Below are 21,808 nucleotides of genomic sequence, written 5' to 3' on the forward strand. Positions count from 1 at the left end.
CTTACTTCTTGGACGGGTGCTTGGGCCGCTGCGGGCCCTTGCGCTGTCCGGACTTGGCTTGGCGTGAGGAGCCGGAGGCGGACTTGCCCGCCGACGTCGGCTTGTCGTCCTGCGGTGCGTCCTGCTTCCGGAGCGAGGTCTTGGAGCCGGCCACGGACTCGTCCTTGGGCTCATCCTTGGGCGCACCGGCGGCGGTGGCGGCCGTCTGACGCTTCGCCTTGGTCTGGCGCTTGGGCTGCTGGCGCTTGGGAGCCGCACCGCCCTCGGCCTCGATGACGGCCGTCTCGCTTTTCTGGACGGTGCCGTCCTCCTGAGCCGCGAGACCCTTCTTGCTCAGCCCGGTGATGAACTTGCGCTCGATGTCATTGCGGTCGGGACCCTTGGCCACGATCGCCTTGACGGTCCTGCGCTGCGTCCGGCCGCGGACCTGACCGCGGGAGTCCACGGTCTTGAGCACCCGCTGGAGGTAGGCGTCCTGTGCCTTGCTGCCCGGCGTCGGGTTCTGGTTGATCACGTACATCTGCTGACCCATGGTCCAGACGTTCGTGGTCAGCCAGTAGACGAGGACACCGACGGGGAAGTTGACACCCATCACGGCGAAGATGACCGGGAAGATGTACATCAGCATCTTCTGCTGCTGCATGTACGGGGTCTTCACGGTGAGGTCGACGTTCTTCGTCATCAGCTGGCGCTGGGTGAAGAACTGCGAGGCCGACATCAGCACGATCATGATGGCGGTGACGACCCGGACGTCCAGCAGCGTGGCGTCGAGCGAGTTGAGCTTGTCGACGCTGTCGGTGAACTTCGCGGCCAGCGGTGCGCCGAAGATGTGGGCCTGCCGGGCGCTGTCCAGCAGGTCCTGGTTGATCGCGCCGATCTTCTTGCCCGAGGCGATGGACGACAGCACGTGGTACAGGGCGAAGAAGAACGGGGACTGCGCCAGGATCGGAAGGCACGAGGAGAGCGGGTTGGTACCCGTCTCCTTGTACAGCTTCATCATCTCTTCGGACTGACGCTGCTTGTCGTTCTTGTAGCGCTCCTGGATCGCCTTCATCTTCGGCTGCAGCACCTGCATATTGCGGGTCGACTTGATCTGCTTCACGAAGAGCGGGATCAGGCAGATGCGGATCAGCACCACCAGGGACACGATGGACAGGCCCCAGGCCCACCCGGAGTCATCGCCGAAAAGCGCTCCGTAAACCTTGTGGAACTGGACGATGACCCACGAGACAGGCGTGGTGATAAAGCTGAACAGACTGGCAATCGTGTCCACTAATCAGGCTCCTTGAGCTTTGGGCGAGGTCTCTGTGGCCGGGCTCGGAGGTTCGGAGACCGACCCCCCGGACGGCACATCAGCGGCGGACTCCCCGCCCTTGCCGCCACGCAGGCCGTTGCGCAGCAGCTCGTGCCACCGCGGACGCTTGCGTTGCGGGACATGGTCCACACCGCCGGGTGACCACGGATTGCATCGCAGGATGCGCCAGGCGGTCAGCGCCGTTCCCTTGATCGCACCGTGCCGGTCGATAGCCGTATATCCGTAGTGGGAACACGACGGGTAATAGCGGCAGACAGGCCCGAGGAGTGGGCTGATCGTCCACTGGTACAGCTTGATGAGGGCAAGCAGCGGGTACTTCATCTCGCGCCCCCTCCCAGCAACCGCTGAAGGGCGGCATCCAGGTCTCGGGCCAGCTGTGCATGGTCGGCGTCGCCCGCACCGGGCAGCGCTCGTACGACAACAAGGCTACCGGGGGGCAGCTGCGCCAGTCGGTCGCGGACCAGATGGCGAAGCTTCCGCTTCACCGCGGTGCGGACGACCGCGCCTCCCACCGCTTTGCTGACGACGAAACCCGCACGCGGCGGGGGAACAGTCTCCCCAGTCACGTGCGGGTCCGTTTCACCGCTGCGTAGATGGACGACGAGCAGTGGACGTCCGGCTCGACGTCCTCGTCGTACCGCGGTCGCGAAGTCCTCGCGCCGCCTCAGCCGATTCTCGGTAGGCAGCACGTCATGGACCTGTAAGCGATCAGGCGGACAGGCTGCTGCGGCCCTTGCCACGGCGGTTTGCGAGAATCGCGCGGCCGGCACGGGTACGCATGCGCAGACGGAAGCCGTGGGTCTTGGCGCGACGGCGGTTGTTCGGCTGGAAGGTGCGCTTGCTCACTCGGGGGCTCCAGAAATGATTCGTGTCTTGGCGGGACATCGCCTGGCTGTCACCGTGCGCCCACGAGGAACTCGCGTAAACGCCTTAGTGCACCGCTTCACAATCACAGATCGTGATCTTTGCCCATCGGAGGCAGGCGGCAGCAGCCATCGACAACTCGACCTGGTCACGGTACGCGCGGCTACGCCATCCGGTCAAACCGGCTCCGCGCGGCCCCCCATTGTGCACAGCCTGTGGACAACAACTTGAACCGCGCGGCCCGGCCTGACTACCGTGGCCGAACTCCGGTTCTTTTCCTTCCCGACTGCCGGGCCTCACCCATCCCGACCCATCCCGTCCCGAGAACCACACATTCGTGGGACATGCGAGAGAGCGTGCCTTGTGGCTGACGTACCTGCCGATCTTGCCGCAGTGTGGCCACGAGTGCTGGAACAACTCCTCGGGGAGGGCCAGCAGGGCATCGAGCCGAAGGACAAGCAGTGGATCGAGCGCTGCCAGCCGCTGGCACTCGTCGCCGACACCGCACTCCTGGCCGTCCCCAATGAGTGGGGCAAGCGCGTGCTCGAGGGCCGGCTCGCTCCACTGATCAGCGAGACGCTGACCCGGGAGTGCGGCCGCCCCATCCGGATCGCGATCACCGTCGACGACTCCGCGGGCGAACCGCCCTCCCCGCCGGCACCCCCCATGCACCAGTCGCACCAGAGCCAGCGCTACCAGGGGCAGCCGCGCGACGACGGGCGTGACGACGGGTACGACGGATACGGCCACCGCCCCTCCGACGACGGCATGCCGACGGCCCGCCCGGCCTACCCCGACTACCAGCAGCAGCGCCCCGAGCCGGGCGCCTGGCCGCGCACCCAGGAGGACCTCTCCTGGCAGCAGCCGCGGCACGGGGGCTACCAGGACCGCGAGCAGCCCGCCTCCGACACCTACCGCGAGACCGAGTCGTACCGCGACCAGCCCTCCGAGCAGTGGCGTGAGCCGTACGGCACCGGGCGGCCCCAGCAGCCGCAGCACGACTACCGGTCGCAACCGCCCGAGCGCCAGGGGTACGAGCAGCAGCGCGACCGGCACGACCAACAGCACCGTCCGAGCGGACCCGGCCGCACCGGCGGTTCGGTCCCGGGCCCGATGGGCGCCCAGCCGGCGCCGGCGCCGGGACCTGGGGAGCCGCACGCCCGGCTGAACCCGAAGTACCTCTTCGACACCTTCGTGATCGGCGCCTCCAACCGGTTCGCGCACGCCGCTGCCGTGGCCGTCGCCGAGGCGCCCGCCAAGGCCTACAACCCCCTCTTCATCTACGGGGAGTCGGGGCTCGGCAAGACCCACCTGCTGCACGCGATCGGGCACTACGCACGCAGCCTCTACCCGGGCACCCGGGTGCGGTACGTGAGCTCGGAGGAGTTCACCAACGAGTTCATCAACTCGATCCGCGACGGCAAGGGCGACACCTTCCGCAAGCGGTACCGCGATGTCGACATCCTTCTGGTCGACGACATCCAGTTCCTGGCGAGCAAGGAGTCGACGCAGGAGGAGTTCTTCCACACCTTCAATACGCTGCACAACGCGAACAAGCAGATCGTGCTCTCCTCGGACCGGCCGCCCAAGCAGCTGGTGACGCTGGAGGACCGGCTGCGCAACCGCTTCGAGTGGGGTCTGACCACCGACGTCCAGCCGCCCGAGCTGGAGACCCGGATCGCCATCCTCCGTAAGAAGGCGGTGCAGGAGCAGCTGAACGCGCCCCCGGAGGTGTTGGAGTTCATCGCCTCGCGGATCTCGCGCAACATCCGTGAGCTGGAGGGCGCCCTGATCCGGGTGACGGCCTTCGCCTCCCTCAACCGGCAGCCGGTGGACCTGGGGCTGACCGAGATCGTGCTCAAGGATCTGATCCCGGGCGGTGAGGAGTCGGCGCCGGAGATCACCGCGCCGGCCATCATGGCGGCCACCGCGGACTACTTCGGCCTGACCGTGGAGGACCTCTGCGGATCCTCGCGCAGCCGGGTCCTGGTGACGGCGCGCCAGATCGCCATGTATCTGTGCCGGGAGCTCACCGATCTCTCGCTGCCGAAGATCGGCGCACAGTTCGGCGGCCGCGACCACACGACGGTGATGCACGCGGACCGGAAGATCCGGGCGCTCATGGCGGAGCGCCGCTCCATCTACAACCAGGTCACCGAGCTCACCAACCGCATCAAGAACGGCTGACGCCGGCCGTTCAAGGCGCCACCGGGCCTCACAGCAAGCTCGAAGGGCGCCTCGCGACGACCTCTCATGGTCCGCGCGAGGCGCCCTTTCGTCGTGCCTGGGGGCTCCGGCATCGTGCCTGGGGGGCTCCGGCCGCCCTGACAGCGGTCGCGTCCGTACTTGTGCTGTTCGAACACGGGCTGCTCAGAGGCCCTTCTCCACAGATGTGCGGGATTTCTTCCGTCCACAGCCTGGGGACCGGGAAGTTGTCCATATTGCGTCCACAGGGCCGACTGCCGATACTCCATCAGGCCAGGTCACGTGGTTGGGGATTTGTGGTCAACCGTGATCCACAGCCTGTGGACAACTTTTTCGTCCACAGGAGGTTCTCCCGGTTGTCCACCGGCGGCCCACAGGCTGGACGCCGTTCTCCCCAGCCCGACCCGGCTTCTCCACACCTCTGTCCACTGTTCGGCAACAGAACACGCCCTCTCACCGCCCGGAGTGAAAGGCGTCACACGAAGCTGCCTGATTGGGCTGTGGGGAACGTGGGTAAAGCTGGGGACAGCCCTGGGGAGAAGTGACCCCCTCCTGTGCATCGGGTGTGCAGAACTTCCGTCCGTCCACAGAAAGCCCCGGTTGTCCACGGATGCCACCCACAGGGTCGGTGGACAAAAAACAGTTGCTGACCTGCGCAAACGACGTTATCCACGGTTTCCACAGGGCCTACTACTACTACCACTCAGAGTTAGCCAGGAATCCGCTTCGAAGTGGGGCCTGTGTACAACTCGACCGGCGACCGCCTCGCCGCGTTCTGCTCGACTTGACCCCGAGCAGCAACGACTGTCGGTGCCGTGCGTCAGACTGGACCCCGGAGCCACCCCGGCCGTCGGCAGGGAGCTCCGGTCCAGACGACGAAGGCCAGCAGGGCGAGCGAGCAACAGCAGGAGGCGGTTCCGGTGAAGATCCGGGTGGAGCGCGATGTACTCGCGGAGGCGGTGGCCTGGGTGGCCCGCAGCCTCCCGGCCCGTCCGCCGGCGCCCGTTCTCGCGGGCCTACTGCTGAAGGCCGAGGACGGGGCCCTCTCTTTCTCGAGCTTCGACTACGAGGTCTCGGCCAAGGTCTCCGTGGACGCGGAGGTCGACGAGGACGGCACGGTGCTCGTCTCCGGCCGGCTGCTCGCCGACATCTGCCGCGCCCTGCCGAACCGCCCGGTGGAGATCTCCACAGACGGTGTACGGGCCACGGTGGTCTGCGGCTCCTCGCGCTTCACCCTCCACACACTGCCTGTGGAGGAGTACCCGGCGCTGCCGCAGATGCCGACCGCCACGGGCACCGTCCCCGGTGAGGTCTTCGCCTCGGCCGCCGCCCAGGTCGCCATCGCCGCGGGCCGCGACGACACGCTGCCCGTGCTGACCGGTGTGCGCATCGAGATCGAGGGCGACACCGTCACCCTCGCCTCCACCGACCGCTACCGCTTCGCGGTCCGTGAGTTCCTCTGGAAGCCGGAGGACCCGGAGGCATCCGCGGTCGCCCTGGTGCCCGCCAAGACGCTCCTGGACACCGCCAAGGCGCTCACCAGCGGTGACACGGTCACCCTGGCGCTCTCCGGCTCCGGTGCCGGAGAGGGGCTGATCGGCTTCGAGGGCGCGGGACGCACGACGACCACGCGTCTGCTCGAAGGCGACCTGCCGAAGTACCGCACGCTCTTCCCCACCGAGTTCAACTCGGTCGCGGTCATCGAGACGGCCCCCTTCGTCGAGGCCGTCAAGCGTGTGGCCCTGGTCGCCGAGCGGAACACCCCGGTCCGGCTGAGTTTCGAGCAGGGCGTGCTCATCCTGGAAGCCGGTTCCAGCGACGACGCACAGGCTGTGGAACGTGTCGACGCGGTGCTGGAGGGCGACGACATCTCGATCGCCTTCAACCCGACGTTCCTGCTGGACGGTCTGAGCGCGATCGACTCCCCGGTCGCCCAGCTCTCCTTCACCACATCCACCAAGCCCGCCCTGCTCAGCGGGCGCCCGGCCGTGGACGCCGAGGCGGACGACGCGTACAAGTACCTGATCATGCCGGTGCGTCTCTCCGGCTGATCCTTCTCCTCCGGCTTTTCCCGGTGGGCCCGTTCGGCGCGGAGCGGGCCCACCGCGCTGTCGCCGGCCGGGCGTAGGCTCGGTCCTGGGCGGAGAACGCCCCGACGCTATCGCCACGACGCTTAAGGAATCTCTGATGGAGCTCGGTCTCGTCGGCCTCGGCAAGATGGGCGGCAACATGCGCGAGCGCATCCGCCGCGCAGGCCACACCGTCATCGGTTACGACCGCAACCCGGATGTCGCCGATGTCCACAGTCTCGAAGAGCTTGTGGGCAAGCTGAAGGGCCCGCGGGTCGTCTGGGTCATGGTCCCGGCCGGTGCCGCGACACAGTCCACGATCGACGAGCTCGCCACGCTGCTCTCGCCCGGAGACGTCGTCGTCGACGGCGGGAACTCGCGCTGGACCGACGACGAGAAGCACGGCGTCGAGCTCGGCCTCAAGGACATCGGCTTCGTCGACTGCGGCGTCTCCGGCGGCGTCTGGGGCCTGGAGAACGGCTACGCCCTGATGTACGGCGGCAGCGAGGAGAACGTGGCGAAGGTCCAGCCGATCTTCGACGCCCTCAAGCCCGAAGGCGACTTCGGATCCGTCCACGCGGGCAAGGTCGGCGCCGGCCACTTCGCGAAGATGGTCCACAACGGCATCGAGTACGCCATGATGCAGGCCTACGCCGAGGGCTGGGAGCTGCTGGAGAAGGTCGACTCCGTCACCGACGTGCGCGAGGTCTTCCGCTCCTGGCAGGAGGGCACGGTCATCCGTTCCTGGCTGCTGGACCTCGCGGTCAACGCCCTGGACGACGACGAGCACCTGGAGAAGCTGCGGGGCTTCGCCGCCGACTCGGGCGAGGGCCGCTGGACGGTGGAGGCCGCGATCGACAACGCGGTGCCGCTGCCCGCGATCACGGCGTCCCTGTTCGCGCGGTTCGCCTCGCGCCAGGACGACTCGCCGCAGATGAAGATGATCGCCGCGCTGCGCAACCAGTTCGGCGGCCACGCGGTCGAGTCCAAGAACGAGAACTGATCGCGCCGTCGGCCACGCGCCGGCGCCGCGACAACCTGGAAGCACTGTCGGGAGAGGTCGGCCACCATGCACGTCACCCATCTCTCGCTGGCCGACTTCCGCTCGTACGCCCGGGTCGAGGTCCCTCTCGACCCGGGCGTCACCGCGTTCGTGGGGCCCAACGGGCAGGGCAAGACCAATCTGGTCGAGGCCGTCGGCTATCTCGCCACCCTCGGCAGCCACCGGGTCTCCTCGGACGCCCCCCTGGTGCGGATGGGCGCCGAGCGGGCCGTGATCCGCGCGGCGGTTACCCAGGGCGAGCGCTCGCAGCTGATCGAGCTGGAGCTCAACCCCGGCCGCGCCAACCGGGCCCGTATCAACAGGTCCTCGCAGGTCAGACCGCGTGACGTGCTCGGGATCGTACGGACGGTGCTGTTCGCGCCGGAGGACCTGGCCCTGGTCAAGGGCGACCCCGGGGAGCGGCGGCGGTTCCTGGACGAGCTGATCACCGCGCGCTCGCCCCGGATGGCCGGGGTCCGCTCCGACTACGAGCGGGTGCTCAAACAGCGCAACACCCTGCTGAAGTCCGCCGCCATGGCGCGCCGGCACGGTGGCCGCTCCATGGACCTGTCCACGCTCGACGTCTGGGACCAGCACCTGGGCCGGGTCGGCGCCGAGCTGCTCGCGCAGCGCCTGGACCTGATCGCCACGCTCCAGCCGCTGGCCGACAAGGCGTACGGAGACGTGGCGCCCGGCGGCGGCCCCGTGACGCTGGAGTACCGCAGCTCGGTGGGCGAGGACATCGACCCGGCGAGCACCCGCGAGGAGCTGTACGAGCAGTTGACCGCGGCGCTCGTCGGGGTCCGCAAGCAGGAGATCGAGCGCGGCGTGACGCTGGTGGGCCCGCACCGGGACGACCTGGTGCTCGGCCTGCGGTCCATGCCCGCGAAGGGGTACGCGAGCCACGGGGAGTCCTGGAGCTACGCGCTGGCGCTCCGGCTGGCCAGTTACGAGCTGCTGCGCGCCGAGGGCAACGAGCCGGTGCTGGTCCTGGACGACGTCTTCGCCGAGCTGGACGCCCGCCGCCGGGAGCGGCTGGCGGAGCTGGTGGCCCCGGGCGAGCAGGTGCTGGTGACGGCCGCGGTGGCGGAGGACGTGCCGGGCGTGCTGGCGGGTGCGCGGTGCGCGGTGTCGGCGGGCGAGGTGGAGCGGGTATGACCGGCCGGGGCGAGAAGCCGGGGAGCGCTTCCCGTACGGACGGTACGGGCGCCGGGGCAGCGGGTACGCCGTCGCCGGCCGGGAACTCCGAGCCCTCAGGGGCCCCGGCGCCGCCCGAGGTGTCCGGGGTCGACCTCGCCCGGGTGGCGTTGCGTGCGGCGAAGGAGCAGGCCAGGGCGCGGGGTGCGGCGGCCCAGCAGAAGAAGCAGGCCAGGCGGGGCGGCGGGCTGCGCTCCGGGGCCCGCTCGGACGGCCGCGATCCGCAGCCGCTGGGCTCCGCGATCAACCGGCTGATCACCGAACGCGGCTGGGAGACCCCGGCGGCGGTGGGCGGTGTGATGGGGCGGTGGCCGCAGATCGTCGGCGACGATCTGGCCAACCACTGTGTGCCGCTGCGCTACGACGAGGACCCGGCCGCGCGGGTGCTCACTGTGACCTGCGACTCCACGGCGTGGGCGACCCAGCTGCGGCTGCTGGCCCCGCAACTGGTGGCCCGGCTCAACGCGGATCTGGGGCAGGGCACCGTACGGATGATCAAGGTGCTCGGTCCGGGGGGCCCGGAGCGCCGGTTCGGGCCGCTGCGGGCGCCCGGCAGCAAGGGGCCCGGGGACACCTACGGATGAGTGCCACGCTGCCTTCCGGCTGCTGACCGGACCGTCGCTCCTCGACCCTGAGCTGCGCTTTTGGCTGAATTTTGTCGTGTCCCTGATGCTTGCGCAAGGAGTTTCGGACGGTCCGGAACTCCCGGTTGTCCGCGGTTCGTACAGGCGGAAACCAGGAGGTGCGGCCGGAGCGTCCCCCACCGTAGCGGGAGGTTGACAGGCCGAAGGGCTCAATGCCCGTCAGGGCCTCTTGGGGCCCCTCCCTGAATATGGGGAGTCGTCAACCGGCGATTCAGGGCGGCACATGCGTACTCAGGTACCGGCAAACCCCCATTCATGTCAGTGCTACCGGTAGACTGGTGAGTAATCCCGCCGCTGAGGCGGGAGTCGTCGATACAAGCCGAACGACGCAGCCGCTCCCGCCTGTCCGGAAGACGGCCTGTGCTGTGCCAGAAAGGGCGCTTCGTGGCCGATTCCGGCAACCCCAACGAGAACATTCCGTCCACAGCCGGTGAGCCGGACGAGGTCACAGCCTCGTACGACGCCAGCGCGATCACCGTGCTGGAAGGGCTGGACGCGGTCCGCAAGCGACCTGGCATGTACATCGGCTCGACCGGTGAGCGCGGCCTGCACCACCTCGTGCAGGAGGTCGTCGACAACTCGGTCGACGAGGCGATGGCGGGTCACGCGGACTCCATCGACGTCACGATCCTCCCTGACGGCGGCGTGCGCGTGATCGACAACGGCCGGGGCATCCCGGTCGGCATCGTGCCGTCCGAAGGCAAGCCGGCCGTCGAGGTCGTCCTCACCGTGCTGCACGCGGGCGGCAAGTTCGGCGGCGGCGGTTACGCCGTCTCCGGCGGTCTCCACGGCGTCGGTGTCTCCGTCGTCAACGCCCTGTCCACCCGGGTCGCCGTCGAGGTCAAGACCGACGGGTACCGCTGGACCCAGGACTACAAGCTCGGCGTCCCGACGGCCCCCCTGGCCAAGCACGAGGCCACGGACGAGACCGGCACGTCGGTCACCTTCTGGGCCGACGGGGACATCTTCGAGACCACCGAGTACAGCTTCGAGACGCTTTCGCGCCGCTTCCAGGAGATGGCGTTCCTCAACAAGGGCCTCACCCTCAAGCTGACCGACGAGCGCGAGTCGGCGAAGGCCACGGCGGGCGCCGACAGCGCCGAGGCCGTCGAGGTTCCCGAGGAGGAGTCGACCCGGACGGTCACGTACCACTACGAGAACGGCATCGTCGACTTCGTCAAGTACCTCAACTCCCGCAAGGGCGACGTCATCCACCAGTCGGTGATCGACATCGAGGCCGAGGACAAGGACCGTCTCCTCTCGGCCGAGATCGCCATGCAGTGGAACACGCAGTACACCGAGGGGGTCTACTCCTTCGCCAACGCGATCCACACGCATGAGGGCGGTACGCACGAGGAGGGCTTCCGTGCGGCCCTGACGTCGCTGGTCAACCGGTACGCGCGCGAGAAGAAGCTGCTGCGCGAGAAGGACGACAACCTCACCGGCGAGGACGTACGCGAGGGCCTCACCGCGATCATCTCGGTGAAGCTTGGCGAGCCGCAGTTCGAGGGCCAGACGAAGACCAAGCTGGGCAACACGGAGGCCAAGACCTTCGTGCAGAAGGTCGTCCACGAGCAGCTGACGGACTGGTTCGACCGGAACCCGAACGAGGCCGCCGACATCATCCGCAAGGGCATCGCCGCCTCGACCGCCCGCGTGGCGGCCCGCAAGGCGCGCGACCTGACGCGGCGCAAGGGGCTCCTGGAGAGCGCCTCGCTGCCCGGCAAGCTGAGCGACTGCCAGTCGAACGACCCCACCAAGTGCGAGATCTTCATCGTCGAGGGTGACTCCGCCGGCGGTTCGGCGAAGTCCGGCCGCAACCCGATGTACCAGGCGATCCTGCCCATCCGAGGCAAGATCCTGAACGTCGAGAAGGCCCGGATCGACAAGATCCTGCAGAACACCGAGGTCCAGGCGCTGATCTCGGCCTTCGGGACCGGGGTCCACGAGGACTTCGACATCGAGAAGCTCCGCTATCACAAGATCATTCTGATGGCGGACGCCGACGTCGACGGCCAGCACATCAACACCCTGCTGCTCACCTTCCTCTTCCGCTTCATGCGACCGCTGGTCGAGCAGGGCAACGTCTACCTCTCGCGCCCGCCGCTCTACAAGATCAAGTGGGGCCGGGACGACTTCGAGTACGCGTACTCGGACCGCGAGCGCGACGCGCTCGTGGCGCTCGGCAAGCAGAACGGCAAGCGGATCAAGGAAGACTCGATCCAGCGCTTCAAGGGCCTCGGCGAGATGAACGCCGAAGAGCTGCGCGTCACGACCATGGACGTCGACCACCGGGTCCTCGGCCAGGTCACGCTGGACGACGCGGCGCAGGCCGACGACCTGTTCTCGGTGCTCATGGGTGAGGACGTCGAGGCACGGCGCTCGTTCATCCAGCGCAACGCCAAGGACGTCCGCTTCCTCGACATCTGAGTCGGCCGTACCAGCGACGCCGCAGCTCGAAAGGACTTTGACCAGCAATGGCCGACGAGAACACCCCTGTGACACCTGAACCCATGACGCCCGAGGAAGTCACCGTCCCCGGTGTGGGCATGCGTGTCGAGCCCGTCGGGCTCGAGACGGAGATGCAGCGCTCCTACCTCGATTACGCGATGTCCGTCATCGTCTCGCGTGCACTGCCCGACGTACGGGACGGTCTCAAGCCCGTCCACCGCCGGGTGCTGTACGCGATGTACGACGGCGGCTACCGCCCCGAGAAGGGGTTCTACAAGTGCGCCCGCGTCGTCGGTGACGTCATGGGTACGTACCACCCGCACGGCGACTCCTCCATCTACGACGCCCTGGTGCGCCTCGCGCAGCACTGGTCGATGCGCATGCCGCTGGTGGACTCCAACGGCAACTTCGGTTCCCCGGGCAACGACCCGGCCGCCGCCATGCGGTACACCGAGTGCAAGATGATGCCGCTGTCCATGGAGATGGTCCGGGACATCGACGAGGAGACCGTCGACTTCCAGGACAACTACGACGGCCGCAACCAGGAGCCGACGGTCCTGCCGGCCCGCTTCCCGAACCTTCTGGTCAACGGCTCCGCGGGGATCGCGGTCGGCATGGCGACCAATATCCCGCCGCACAACCTGCGCGAGGTCGCCGCCGGTGCCCAGTGGTACCTGGAGCACCCCGAGGCCTCGCACGAGGAGCTGCTGGACGCGCTGATCGAGCGCATCAAGGGCCCCGACTTCCCGACCGGCGCGCTGGTCGTGGGGCGCAAGGGCATCGAGGAGGCGTACCGCACCGGGCGCGGCTCCATCACGATGCGCGCGGTCGTCGCGGTCGAGGAGATCCAGGGCCGCCAGTGCCTGGTCGTCACGGAGCTTCCGTACCAGACCAACCCCGACAACCTCGCGCAGAAGATCGCCGACCTGGTCAAGGACGGCAAGGTCGGCGGCATCGCGGACGTCCGGGACGAGACGTCCTCGCGGACGGGTCAGCGCCTGGTCGTCGTGCTCAAGCGCGACGCGGTCGCCAAGGTCGTCCTGAACAACCTGTACAAGCACACCGACCTCCAGTCGAACTTCGGCGCCAACATGCTGGCGCTCGTCGACGGGGTCCCGCGCACGCTGTCGATCGACGCGTTCATCCGCCACTGGGTGACGCACCAGATCGAGGTCATCGTGCGTCGGACGAAGTTCCGGCTGCGCAAGGCGGAGGAGCGGGCGCACATCCTGCGCGGCCTCCTGAAGGCCTTGAACGCCATCGACGAGGTCATCGCCCTCATCCGGCGTTCCAACACCGTGGAGATCGCGCGTGAGGGCCTGATGGGCCTGCTGGAGATCGACGAAATCCAGGCGAACGCAATCCTGGAGATGCAGCTGCGCCGGCTCGCCGCGCTGGAGCACCAGAAGATCACTGCCGAGCACGACGAGCTCCAGGCGAAGATCAACGAGTACAACGCGATCCTGGCCTCGCCCGAGCGGCAGCGCCAGATCGTCAGCGAGGAACTCGCGGCGATCGTCGAGAAGTTCGGCGACGACCGGCGCTCCAAGCTGGTGCCCTTCGACGGTGACATGTCCATCGAGGACCTGATCGCCGAGGAGGACATCGTCGTCACGATCTCCCGCAGCGGCTATGTGAAGCGCACGAAGACGGACGACTACCGCTCGCAGAAGCGCGGCGGCAAGGGGGTGCGCGGAACGAAGCTCAAGGAAGACGACATCGTCGACCACTTCTTCGTCTCCACGACGCACCACTGGCTGCTGTTCTTCACGAACAAGGGCCGCGTCTACCGGGCGAAGGCCTACGAGCTCCCGGACGCCGGCCGGGACGCGCGCGGCCAGCACGTCGCCAACCTGCTGGCCTTCCAGCCGGACGAGAAGATCGCCAGGATCCTGGCGATCCGCGACTACGAGGCCGTGCCGTACCTGATCCTGGCGACGAAGGGCGGCCTGGTGAAGAAGACCGCGCTCAAGGACTACGATTCGCCTCGATCGGGCGGTGTCATCGCGATCAACCTGCGCGAGATGCCGGACGGCGGCGACGACGAGCTGATCGGTGCCGAGCTGGTGTCGGCGGAGGACGATCTGCTGCTCATCAGCAAGAAGGCTCAGTCGATCCGGTTCACCGCGACGGACGACGCGCTGCGGCCGATGGGCCGTGCCACCTCGGGCGTCAAGGGCATGAGTTTCCGTGAGGGAGACGAACTGCTCTCGATGAATGTCGTCCGGCCCGGTACGTTCGTCTTCACCGCAACCGACGGCGGGTACGCGAAGCGGACCCCCGTCGACGAGTACCGCGTCCAGGGCCGCGGCGGCCTCGGCATCAAGGCTGCCAAGATCGTCGAGGACCGGGGCTCGCTCGTCGGTGCGCTGGTGGTCGAGGAGACGGACGAGATCCTCGCCATCACGCTCGGAGGTGGTGTGATTCGTACGCGAGTCAATGAAGTCAGGGAGACGGGCCGTGACACCATGGGCGTTCAACTGATCAATCTGGGCAAGCGGGATGCCGTCGTCGGCATCGCGCGCAATGCCGAGGCCGGTCGTGAGGCGGAAGAGGTCGATGGGGCCGATGATGCTGAGAGCGAGACGGCCGAGGTCCACGCCGAGAGCGTGGTAGAGGGCACTGTCGAGGGCACGGAGCCTTCGACCGGGGAGCACGAGGAGTAGAGCGTGAGTGGAGCCACGGGCGCCGGTTCGGCCGCTTCCGGAACAGGAGCGAACGGTGCCCGTGGCCCTGCCACGGACTCCCAAGGGGGCACTGTGACGGACACACGAGGGCCTCAGCCCCAGTACGAGGGTTACGCGACCGGGCCGCTGCCCGGCGAGCGTGAGCCCGCACCGGGGCCGTCGGGGCCGTACCACCCGCCTCAGGCGTACCCGTCGCCGGCGGGTGGCACCGAGGGCGGCCAGCAGCGCCCCGGGCAGGGTGGGGGCACTCTGGGCGGCGCGCAGGGCGTGGGCGGTGCCCAGGCGACGCGTAAGCCGCGTACGGGGGCGCGGACCACTCCGCGTACCCGCAAGGCCCGACTGCGGGTGGCCAAGGCCGACCCGTGGTCGGTGATGAAGGTCAGCTTCCTGCTGTCGATCGCCCTGGGCATCTGCACGGTGGTGGCGGCGGCGGTCCTGTGGATGGTGATGGACGCGATGGGCGTCTTCTCCACCGTGGGCGGCACGATCAGCGAGGCCACCGGCTCGAACGAGAGCAACGGCTTCGATCTGCAGTCGTTTCTCTCGCTGCCGCGCGTGCTCATCTTCACGTCGGTCATCGCCGTGATCGACGTGGTGCTGGCCACCGCGCTGGCGACGCTGGGCGCCTTCATCTACAACCTGTCGGCGGGCTTCGTGGGCGGCGTCGAGCTCACGCTGGCCGAGGACGAGTAGCGCGCCGGGTATCGATTTTGGGACTGGCCCCGACGTGCGCTAATCTTCAGAAGTCAGCGCGAGAGCGCGGCGGGGCTATAGCTCAGTTGGTTAGAGCGCATCCCTGATAAGGATGAGGCCACAGGTTCAAATCCTGTTAGCCCCACAGAACGAAGACCCCCAGTCATCAGTGGCTGGGGGTCTTCGCGTTGGGCGGGCCGGCGCGGGGGGACCGGTGTACGGGGTGTACGGGCGCAGGGGCATCGGAGGCCTGTGCTGTACGGCGGCGGAACCCCTCCTCGCACGGCACGGGCTCCTCCTACGGCACAGGTCTCCGGTCGCGCGGCAGGGCAGTGCCCGCGTGAACGGCACCGGGCCCGGGCACACGGAAAAGCCCCCGGCCGGTGTGAACCGGCCAGGGGCCCCGGAGTGCGGTGGGCGCCGGGATCAGGGGGGCGGCACCGGGGAGTCGCCTTCGGGGGCCGTGTGGTGGGAGGCGCCGGTGGTGCGGGTCGCGGCCGTCGGGTCGGCCGACAGGTGGCGGGTGGCCGGGGAGGAGCCGTGGGCCTCGGCCCGGATGCGCTGCTTCATCGTGGGCGGCAGGGCCCGGTCACGCGGAAGGGTCCATCGGACCGAGGGAGCGACTGGGGTTGCCGCTGTGGCACCCGTGTGCTCGTGGGTCGTGACGCTCGGCTGCGCGGCGGCGTTCGTGGCGTTCGCGGTGCTCGCCGTGGCGGTGGCGAGACCCAGGGACGCCAGCAGGGCGAAGAAGGCGGTGATGAAGGCGGTCCAGAGGTTCTTGGGCTGGAAGGTGCTCATGGCCCCTCGCTTTCGGGTGGTCCGGTTGCTGACTTCTCCGATCATGTGGATCCGGGGAGCGTTTCCGGGGAGCGACGCCCGTACTGCGCCGATCTTCAGATGAACACCACTCGTATGGTGCAACCGGGCCTGACGGACCGTCCGGAACGCGTCACGGGGGTCGGAACGGGCCTTGCCGGGGCGCCGGAAGCGGGCCGCTTTTGGGTTCCAGGCAGGTCACCGATCGGTATCGGCCGGTGTGTATAGTCGGCGACAGAAGGCCCCTATTCCAAGGAAAGACGAGGTCGCGCGGTGAAGAAGCTTCTCCTGGTCGCACTGGCTGCCATCGGCGGACTCCTCGTGTACCGCCAGATCCAGGCGGATCGCGCCGAGCAGGACCTGTGGACGGAGGCAACCGACTCCGTGCCCGCAGGTCCGGGTGTGTGAGACGGCACAGTCTGTTACGGGCCCCGGTCGCTGAGCGGCCGGGGCTTCGTGCTGTCCGGAGCGTCCGGCGGTGACACCCGTGCTGTTGCGTGACCGTGATACCTCTCCCTTGCGTTCACCTGAGCAAATCGGCAGCTTGCTTAAGCAAATGGACCGAGGGTGCGGCCGCAGCGGGAACGCGGACAAGAAGGGCAATTTGGCTGTGGCCGGAGACAGCAGCGGTGTGGGCGGGGCAGGATGGACCGGCATTGCGGTCGCTGCCGGTGCGGGCGCCCTGGTGATCACGGCCGGGGGGAGCCCGCTTCGTACACAGCCGTCGCAGGGCGGCCATGCGGACGACGAGGGGGAAGCGTGTGAAGAGGCAGCGCAACAGGGGGCGGGCGATTCTGGCGGCACTCGCCGCGATGTGCGCGGTGGTGGCGCTGCCGGGACAGGCGTACGCGGCCGGCCCGCCGGCGTACGCCTTCGACCCCGCCGCGAAGAACGTGCAGGGCGCGGAGCGCAACGCCGAGGCGTCGGTCCTGCAGCCGGGGGCGGTGTACCGCAGCTCCATCGAGCCGGGCGAGAAGCTCTACTACCGGGTCAGGCTCGACAGCCTCACCGACGCCTACGTCTCGGCCGTCGCGGTGCCGAAGAGCGGTGGCTCGGTGGCGTTCGGGGACGGGATCACCGTCAGCATCCGGACCCTCAACGACGCCCGGTGCAGCTCGAACCAGACCACGTTCGGCTCGGGTGAGACCCCCCGGCCGATCGCGGCGTACGCCCACCGGACCATCGGCAAGGGAACGAGCACCACCTGCAAGGACGCCGGGCCCTACGACGTCCTGGTCGAGCGCGAGAGCAAGCCCACCTCCAGCACCGAGGCCTGGAACCTGGAGCTGCGCTTCGTCGAGGAGCCCGCGCTGAAGAGCGGCGGGCCCTCGGAGACCACGGCACCGAAGGACTGGCCCTCGGCCACGCCCGCCCCCCTGGACGTCGAGGCGCGGAAGCGTGCGGGCGGCAGCAGTTACTACGACGCCACCAGCCTGGAGACCGGCGAGTGGATCGACGCGATCGCCCCGGGCCAGACCCGCTTCTACCGGGTGCCGGTGGACTGGGGGCAGCAGATCTACGCCTCCGCCGTGCTGAGCAACACCACGGTCGACGCCACCGAGTTCGTCGGCAACGCGCTCACCCTGTCGCTGGACAACCCCGCCCAGGGCCACATCACGGACACATCCCTCTCGTACTCCGGCAAGTCCGCTAGCACGGCGTTGAGGCCGCTGCCGCCGGTGGCGTACCGCAACCGGTACGACTACAGCTCGCAGGTCAGCACCCTGCGCTTCGCCGGCTGGTACTACCTGTCGGTGACGCTCAGCCCGAAGGTCGCCGCGAGCTACGGCGACGACCCGATCGTGCTGACGCTGTCGGTCCAGGTGAACAACACGGCCGGTGAATCGCCGTACGACGGTGACCCCGGGATCTTCGCGGTGACCGAAAAGGACAAGGAGCTGGCCCAGAGCGGCGACAGCGCTCCGAAGGCCGCGAAGAGCGCGACGATGCAGGTCGTCGCGGCGGGGGCGATCGGAACGGGCGCCGTGCTGGTGCTCGGCCTCGGTGCCTGGACGCTGCTGGCCCGCCGCCGCGCGGCCGCCGTCGGCGGTGCCGGCCCGGGGCACCACCAGCAGCCACCGTTCGAAGGACCGCCGCAACAGGGCTGGTGACGGCCCGGCCGCCCGTCACATCTGGGTCAGCGCCCAGATGCCGACCGCGAAGCAGATCAGCGCGACCACCAGTACCGGGACCGCCACCTTCGGGGGCGGTCCCGGCCGCGTCCGCCGTACGGGAACGGGGGCGGGGGCGTGCGCCGGAGCGTGGTCGGCGTGGGCCGCGAGGGGCTGCTGGTGGTGTGGCTGGTGCTGCTGCTGGGCGGTGTAGGGCCGGGTGGCCGAGGCGTCGTACGGTACGCCGGAGGTCGGCGCCTGGGAGAGGTCCGGGGCTCCGGCGGCGTACGGGGATGGCGACGGGGCAGCGGGCCGGGAGGGCAGCGGGGCGGGGGCGGGCGTGGGCTGGTGGAACGGGGTCTGCGGGGGCTGTTGCTGTTGGGGCGGGGGCGCCAGGTGGAAGCTGCCGGTCTCCGACATGGAGACGGGCGGTGGTGGCGATACGGGCGCCTGAGCTGGCTGAGGTGCCCGTGGTGCCTGCGGTGTCTGTGGTGCGCCGGATGCCTGCGGTGCCTTTACGGGGCCGTCGGGGCCGAACCCCGCAGGCAGCGGCCCGATCTGGTCGAACACCTCCACCGGCTCGTCGTCCGGACCGGGCTCGGGCGACATTTCGACCGCCGCGGTGAGGGCTTTGCGCGCACCCGTAGCCGTACGGAACCGGGCCTGCGGGTCCGGCTGCAGCAGCCCGGCGAGCACCTGCCAGAGCGGCTCGGGGATGCCGTCGGGGGCGCCCGGGGTGCCATGGGCGGCGAAGTGCTCGACCAGCGCCTGGGAGTCGGGTTTCCGGCCCTGGAGGAGATAGAGGGCGACCAGGCCGACCGCGAAGAGGTCCGCGGGGAAGTCGGGCTCGGCGCCCATCATCTGTTCGGGGGCGAAGTAACCGGGCGTGCCGACCACGTAGTTGGTCTCGGTCAGCCGGGGCTCGCCCTTGCGCATCGAGATCCCGAAGTCGGAGAGGCGCAGATGCGGGCGGCCCGTTCCGGTGGCCTCCATGAGGATGTTGGCCGGCTTGATGTCGCGGTGCACCACCCCTTCGGCATGCACCGTGGACAGCCCGGACAGCAGCTGGTCCAGGAGCAGGCAGACGAAGCGCGGCGGCAACGGGCCGTAGTCGCCTATGACATGGGCGAGCGAACCGCCGCTCACCAGGTCCATGGTGAACAGGACCTTGTCGTCGTCGGCGGCCCAGCTGGCCGGGGCCAGGACATGCGGGTGCTCGATGCGCAGCGCCTGCTCGCGGACGAAGCGCAGCAGCGTGTGCGCGTCGCTCTGCTGCAGGACCTTGGCCGCGACGTACCTGCGGCGCCGGTTGTCCCAGGCCCGCCAGACGGCCCCGACCCCACCACGTCCGATCGGATCGATCAGCTCGTACCGACCAGCGAAGACCTCACCCATTGCGCTGTGCCCGCTCCCAGTCCTGTTGTCGCCGCGGCTCTGCGGGGACCAGGGACCCGGCTGTGCGAGGCCCTGGCTCCGTCGTCGTACGGTCGTGCCGTCGTGATCCCGAGCCGCTAGCTCTGGTGTCCCTCGTAGTGCGCGATCGCGTCCGCGGTGCGGCCGGCTCCGTACACCCGGAGGAACTCTGCCAGTTCCGGGTGGGTCGGGGCGAGGGCGTCGGCGGCATCGATGATGTCGCCGGCAGCCGAGACCGACCTCAGCAGGGACTGGATCTCGCGCACCACGCGGCGGACGGTGGGGGCGCCCCCGGTCGAGGTGGTCTGGCCGGTGCCGGTCAGGACGGACCCGCCCTGCGACTTCTTGATCTCTTCCATCCGGTCGGTGGCCTCGCCCGCGCTGACACTGCCGTCCGCGACCTGGCTCGACAGCTCCTGAAGTGCCTGGACGCGCTGGACGACCGCCGGATTCCCGATCTTGGCCCGCTGGCCGCTCATCAGCTGGGAAAGCATGGGGGCGGACAGCCCGAGAACTGCGGCAAGCCGTGCCTGGTTCAGGCCGAGATCGTCGATCAGGCGACGGAAGAGCGCCCCCAGCGGCTCCCCGTACCAACTGCGCTGAAGCTCTCTGGCTCTAGCCGTCGCCTCTTGCTGCGCTGCGTCCATTGCGTCTCCCCTTCGCTGCGGCTTCGCTGCTGCGAACCTCGTCAGCATCTTACGGAGCGTGGTCGCCCACGGGGAGCCCCTATCCTTTTGCAAGATTCGGGGGAGCACCCGGTACTCTGGTCTGCGACGGTGGCTGTGGCACGGACGTGTCCGGCGCTGTCCTCGTTTGCTGTTCTCTCGGGGCCTTAGCTCAGTTGGTAGAGCGCTGCCTTTGCAAGGCAGATGTCAGGAGTTCGAATCTCCTAGGCTCCACTCGCTTCACACCCCTCTGACCTGCAAAAACATGGTCAGGGGGGTGTTTTTTGTCTCCGCCGGTGGGCACATCGAGTCGATGACGGTCGTTTCATGGCCTGCATCGAAACCATGGAGCACAGGGCGGGGACATCACCTTCGTCGTCCGTCGCCGCTCAGCTGGCGCCCGGAACGGCAAGCGGGAGTCGGAGGCATTCGGGCGATCTCCCGTCCGCTGAGGAGTTCCGTGTCTCGTGAAGGCGTACGGGAAGCACTGGCCGCCCGGGTGGTCCCGCGGTCGGGGCTTCGTCGCGGACCGCCGCCGCAAGGAGACTCACGGACTGCAGAGAGTCCTCGATCTCTGCCGACCGCCGTGCCGACCTGGCCATATGGATATCCCTCCCGGTAACGCGTTCGCGCTCGCATCGACTAGGACGCCGTGGGCCGCCGGCCGAGAAAAGATCAGGTGGCTATGGAGGCCACGAAGTGAGTGATTTCTGAGCCGTCGTCATTCCGGGCGCGAGGGGCGAGAGCGTGCTTCGGACACAACGTGCCGATCCGGTGGCCGAGCAGCGAACTCCGACCGGGCAGAGGAGTGAGGCCGGGCAGAGGAGTGAGGCAGGGCAGGAGAGTGAGATACGTGCCGACAGGAGTACGGGCCATGCCGGCAGCATGAGGAGCACCGCGCCGGTGCCCGCGTACGCGAACGATGTCGGGCAGGGGATGCGGGAACACCCGTCCTCGGCGGCCGCACGCCGTCACCCGGAGGGCGACGGGGGCTGCACGTCATCGAGGTTCAGGCACTGCGTGTACGTCTTCACGGGCTCCACCAGGGCGGACAGGTCGACCATGACGTCGTCCACGGCTACGGCCTGGTCGGAGATCACGGCCTCCACGGCCGGGTCGCGGCCGTAGGTGACGACCACCTTCCCGTCGTCCCCGGAGCGGTCCTCGCGGAAGACCCAGTCCACGCCCTCGACGGTCGCGCACGGGTCGGTGGTGGGCACGGGCAGGTCGACACCGCAGCGCAGCACGATCGTGTTGTCACCCCAGACCGCGACTCCCGGGCGGTCGGTGAACGTCAGCTCCTGGCCGCCGAGGCGGTCCGGGTAGCGGTCGGCGAGCCGCTTGCAGGCGGCGTCCCCGGCGTGCGGTCCGGAGGTGACGCCGTCCCCGGGGGCGTCCGCCCCGCACGACACCAGGACACCCGCGGTCAGGGCGCCGGCCGCCACCGCGACGGCGGCTCTCCGCGCCCGGGAGGCTAGCACCACGGAAGGGGCCTTTCGCGAGGGAGGCAGGGTTCATCGGAAGCTACACCAGCCTCCTTCCCGCCGAGGCACGGGGCCCGGTCGCGACGGGAACGCCGGTCCGCCGCAGGACCGGTGAAGGTCTGCGGCGGACCCGGGTTAGGCAGTGGACACGT

18 protein-coding genes and 2 tRNA genes are annotated in these 21,808 nt (G+C 68.9%); 12 read left to right on the top strand and 8 right to left on the bottom strand.

Going from position 1 to position 21,808, the window contains the following annotated elements; genetic code table 11:
* Position 1 precedes the first annotated feature (1 nt).
* From yidC to rpmH, 4 genes are read right to left on the bottom strand one after another with little or no spacing between them, the layout of a single operon-like run.
* Entirely contained in the window at positions 2-1,273 is a 1,272-nt protein-coding gene (yidC, locus tag ABZ154_RS29130) for a membrane protein insertase YidC (protein WP_356837358.1), read from the bottom strand.
* Positions 1,274-1,276: 3 nt separating this feature from the next.
* Positions 1,277-1,636, bottom strand: a complete 360-nt coding sequence (yidD, locus tag ABZ154_RS29135; protein WP_356837359.1) for a membrane protein insertion efficiency factor YidD — start codon at positions 1,634-1,636, stop codon at positions 1,277-1,279.
* Entirely contained in the window at positions 1,633-2,004 is a 372-nt protein-coding gene (gene rnpA, locus ABZ154_RS29140; RefSeq protein WP_006125985.1) for a ribonuclease P protein component, read from the bottom strand. Before rnpA ends, yidD begins: the two co-directional genes overlap by 4 nt.
* A gap of 19 nt (positions 2,005-2,023) precedes the next feature.
* The gene (gene rpmH / locus ABZ154_RS29145; protein WP_003967884.1) at positions 2,024-2,161 is read right to left on the bottom strand and encodes a 50S ribosomal protein L34; all 138 of its coding nucleotides are present in this window, start codon (positions 2,159-2,161) and stop codon (positions 2,024-2,026) included.
* Positions 2,162-2,542: 381 nt separating this feature from the next.
* Between rpmH and dnaA the strand changes: the two genes are divergently transcribed.
* The 9 genes from dnaA to ABZ154_RS29190 all read left to right on the top strand — a co-directional run bounded on the left by dnaA (position 2,543) and on the right by ABZ154_RS29190 (position 15,312).
* On the top strand, positions 2,543-4,366 hold the full coding sequence (gene dnaA, locus ABZ154_RS29150; RefSeq protein WP_356837360.1) for a chromosomal replication initiator protein DnaA: 1,824 nt from the start codon (positions 2,543-2,545) through the stop codon (positions 4,364-4,366).
* Between the two features lie 938 nt (positions 4,367-5,304).
* Positions 5,305-6,435 (top strand): DNA polymerase III subunit beta, encoded by a 1,131-nt coding sequence (gene dnaN, locus ABZ154_RS29155; RefSeq protein WP_015609839.1) that lies wholly within the window; start codon positions 5,305-5,307, stop codon positions 6,433-6,435.
* A 136-nt stretch (positions 6,436-6,571) separates the two neighbouring features.
* Positions 6,572-7,456: a phosphogluconate dehydrogenase (NAD(+)-dependent, decarboxylating) gene (gene gnd / locus ABZ154_RS29160; RefSeq protein WP_356837361.1), complete on the top strand. Its 885-nt coding sequence runs from the start codon at positions 6,572-6,574 to the stop codon at positions 7,454-7,456.
* Positions 7,457-7,522: 66 nt separating this feature from the next.
* The gene (gene recF / locus ABZ154_RS29165) at positions 7,523-8,653 is read left to right on the top strand and encodes a DNA replication/repair protein RecF (protein WP_356837362.1); all 1,131 of its coding nucleotides are present in this window, start codon (positions 7,523-7,525) and stop codon (positions 8,651-8,653) included.
* Positions 8,654-8,772: 119 nt separating this feature from the next.
* Positions 8,773-9,276 carry a DciA family protein gene (locus tag ABZ154_RS29170; RefSeq protein ID WP_356837371.1) on the top strand — a complete coding sequence of 168 codons (504 nt, stop codon included), beginning with the start codon at positions 8,773-8,775 and terminating at the stop codon, positions 9,274-9,276.
* Positions 9,277-9,696: 420 nt separating this feature from the next.
* Complete coding sequence (gene gyrB, locus ABZ154_RS29175) at positions 9,697-11,766, top strand: DNA topoisomerase (ATP-hydrolyzing) subunit B (RefSeq protein WP_356837363.1); 2,070 nt, start codon at positions 9,697-9,699, stop codon at positions 11,764-11,766.
* Positions 11,767-11,813: 47 nt separating this feature from the next.
* Complete coding sequence (gene gyrA, locus ABZ154_RS29180; RefSeq protein ID WP_356837364.1) at positions 11,814-14,453, top strand: DNA gyrase subunit A; 2,640 nt, start codon at positions 11,814-11,816, stop codon at positions 14,451-14,453.
* Between the two features lie 93 nt (positions 14,454-14,546).
* Positions 14,547-15,167: a DUF3566 domain-containing protein gene (locus ABZ154_RS29185; protein ID WP_356837365.1), complete on the top strand. Its 621-nt coding sequence runs from the start codon at positions 14,547-14,549 to the stop codon at positions 15,165-15,167.
* A gap of 71 nt (positions 15,168-15,238) precedes the next feature.
* Positions 15,239-15,312 (top strand) — tRNA-Ile (locus ABZ154_RS29190).
* Between the two features lie 281 nt (positions 15,313-15,593).
* Here the strand turns inward: ABZ154_RS29190 and ABZ154_RS29195 are convergent.
* On the bottom strand, positions 15,594-15,965 hold the full coding sequence (locus ABZ154_RS29195; RefSeq protein ID WP_356837366.1) for a DUF6344 domain-containing protein: 372 nt from the start codon (positions 15,963-15,965) through the stop codon (positions 15,594-15,596).
* Positions 15,966-16,256: 291 nt separating this feature from the next.
* Between ABZ154_RS29195 and ABZ154_RS29200 the strand changes: the two genes are divergently transcribed.
* Both ABZ154_RS29200 and ABZ154_RS29205 read left to right on the top strand, forming a co-directional pair.
* The gene (locus ABZ154_RS29200; RefSeq protein ID WP_219818897.1) at positions 16,257-16,391 is read left to right on the top strand and encodes a DLW-39 family protein; all 135 of its coding nucleotides are present in this window, start codon (positions 16,257-16,259) and stop codon (positions 16,389-16,391) included.
* A gap of 353 nt (positions 16,392-16,744) precedes the next feature.
* The gene (locus ABZ154_RS29205; RefSeq protein ID WP_356837367.1) at positions 16,745-18,094 is read left to right on the top strand and encodes a hypothetical protein; all 1,350 of its coding nucleotides are present in this window, start codon (positions 16,745-16,747) and stop codon (positions 18,092-18,094) included.
* 15 nt (positions 18,095-18,109) lie between these two features.
* Here the strand turns inward: ABZ154_RS29205 and ABZ154_RS29210 are convergent, their stop codons facing one another.
* Both ABZ154_RS29210 and ABZ154_RS29215 read right to left on the bottom strand, forming a co-directional pair.
* The gene (locus ABZ154_RS29210) at positions 18,110-19,489 is read right to left on the bottom strand and encodes a protein kinase (RefSeq protein WP_356837368.1); all 1,380 of its coding nucleotides are present in this window, start codon (positions 19,487-19,489) and stop codon (positions 18,110-18,112) included.
* A gap of 116 nt (positions 19,490-19,605) precedes the next feature.
* Complete coding sequence (locus tag ABZ154_RS29215; RefSeq protein WP_356837369.1) at positions 19,606-20,154, bottom strand: DNA-binding protein; 549 nt, start codon at positions 20,152-20,154, stop codon at positions 19,606-19,608.
* 179 nt (positions 20,155-20,333) lie between these two features.
* Here ABZ154_RS29215 and ABZ154_RS29220 point away from each other — a divergent pair.
* A tRNA-Ala gene (locus tag ABZ154_RS29220) sits at positions 20,334-20,406 on the top strand.
* A gap of 737 nt (positions 20,407-21,143) precedes the next feature.
* Here ABZ154_RS29220 and ABZ154_RS29225 read toward each other — a convergent pair.
* Complete coding sequence (locus ABZ154_RS29225) at positions 21,144-21,656, bottom strand: DUF3515 family protein (protein WP_356837370.1); 513 nt, start codon at positions 21,654-21,656, stop codon at positions 21,144-21,146.
* Between the last annotated feature and the right edge of the window lie 152 nt (positions 21,657-21,808).

It is taken from the genome of Streptomyces sp. NPDC006261 (assembly GCF_040613515.1).
Taxonomy (GTDB): Bacteria; Actinomycetota; Actinomycetes; order Streptomycetales; family Streptomycetaceae; genus Streptomyces.